Raw genomic sequence first — 1,703 nt, 5'->3', positions numbered from 1 at the left:
ATTTTCATCAATCAAGGCATAGGCGGCTTGCTGGACGCGATCGTGTTGAAACTTATAATTCAGGATAATCAAAGAGGCATCGATAGGATTGTTCAAGGTAGTTTCTAGCGATGAAGTTGGTTGAATCAGCCCGGACTGGATAGCAGGTAGTAAATCTACAAATGTATCTGTCAGGAATTTTTCACAGACTATAGAGAGCGTTTTCAGATCGAAGCTATTCCCGATACAGGCAGCCATAAGCAACGCCTGCTGAGGCGCATCAGGTAGTTTTTTTAATTTACCTATCAGCAAATCCACAACATTTTCTGTGATACCTAAAGCCTCGATTTGCGGGATATCCCAGACCCAACAACGCTGTTGCCAATCGAACTTTAATAAATTTTCTTGATATATAGTTTTGAGAAATTCATTGACGAAGAAAGGATTACCTGATGTTTTGCGATAAATTAACTCAGCTAGTGGCTCTACCAATTCTAGATTGCTGTGGAGAGTATCGGCAATCAATTGAGCGATTTGAGGAGCAGCTAAGGGGGCTAATGTTATCCTATTGAGAATGACTCCCTCTTTTTCTAAACGATTGAGGGTTAAGATTGAAGGGTGGGTGGGGCTAACTTCATTGTCTCGATAAGCACCAATCAGGAGCAAATATTTCATCTGCTCGTCAGTCAACATTAATTCGATAGACTTTAAACTAGCTGCGTCTGCCCACTGTAAGTCATCCAAAAAAATGACCAGTGGATGTGAGGTTTGGCAAAACACCCGAACAAATTTTTGAAATACCAAGTTAAACCGATTTTGCGCCTCCATCGGCTCCAGTTTTTGAATCGGAGGTTGAGGCCCAACTATTAGTTCTACTTCAGGAATCACGTCAACGATGGCTTGACCGTTAGAGGCAAATGCTGCCAGTAGTTTTGTACGCCATTCTAATAGCTGTGCTTCATCTTCCGCTAAAATTTGCTGTATGAGAGAGCGAAAAGCAGCAGCAATTGCAGAGTAGGGAATATTGCGCTGTAACTGCTCGAACTTACCAGAAATAAAATAGCCTCGCCGAGCTGTAATTGGCTTGTAGAGTTCCTGTACCAGCACAGACTTACCGATACCAGAATAGCCGGACACGAGTACCATCTCAACGCACTTACGTGTCGGTTCTTCTGAGCTATTTGCTGAGGCAATCCGCGCAAAGTTTGATAATAATGTTTCAATTTCTTCCTCTCTACCGTAAAGTTTCTGCGGTATACTTAACCTGTCAGAAAAATCTTGTTGGGCTAGCGGAAAATCTGCAATTTCTCCGCAAAGCTGAAACTGTCTGAGGCATTCTTCCAGATCGGCAGCGATGCCAAAGGCACTCTGGTAGCGTTCCTCCGCTGTTTTCGCTAACAATTTCACAATCAGGTTAGAAACAACTTTGGGTATATTGGGATCGAGTTCGTGAGGCGGTAGAGGCTGTTTGGCAAGGTGGCAGTGTACTAATTCTAAAGCATCGCTTGTATCGAAAGGTAAATAACCAGTTAGTATTCGATAAAATGTCGCGCCTAGAGAGTAAAAGTCTGTAGTGTAGTCGAGGGCCCGATTCATCCTGCCTGTTTGTTCGGGTGACAGATAAGCCAGTGTGCCTTCGAGAATATTTGGGTTTTTAATTGTGGGATTTTCCCGCGTAAATAGTGTAGAAATGCCAAAATCAATAATTTTCAGGATATCTGTTT

1 protein-coding gene is annotated in these 1,703 nt (G+C 42.7%); it reads right to left on the bottom strand.

Annotation, left to right across the window (positions count from 1 at the left end; translation table 11 throughout):
• Positions 1 to 1,703, bottom strand: a 1,703-nt coding sequence (locus tag QUA38_RS28760; protein WP_333167899.1) for an AAA family ATPase, incomplete at both ends; no start/stop codon positions are given.

Source organism: Microcoleus sp. Pol12B4 (assembly GCF_036701385.1).
In the GTDB taxonomy this organism is placed as follows: Bacteria; Cyanobacteriota; Cyanobacteriia; order Cyanobacteriales; family Microcoleaceae; genus Microcoleus.
This window is presented reverse-complemented; position numbering and strand designations above follow the sequence as displayed.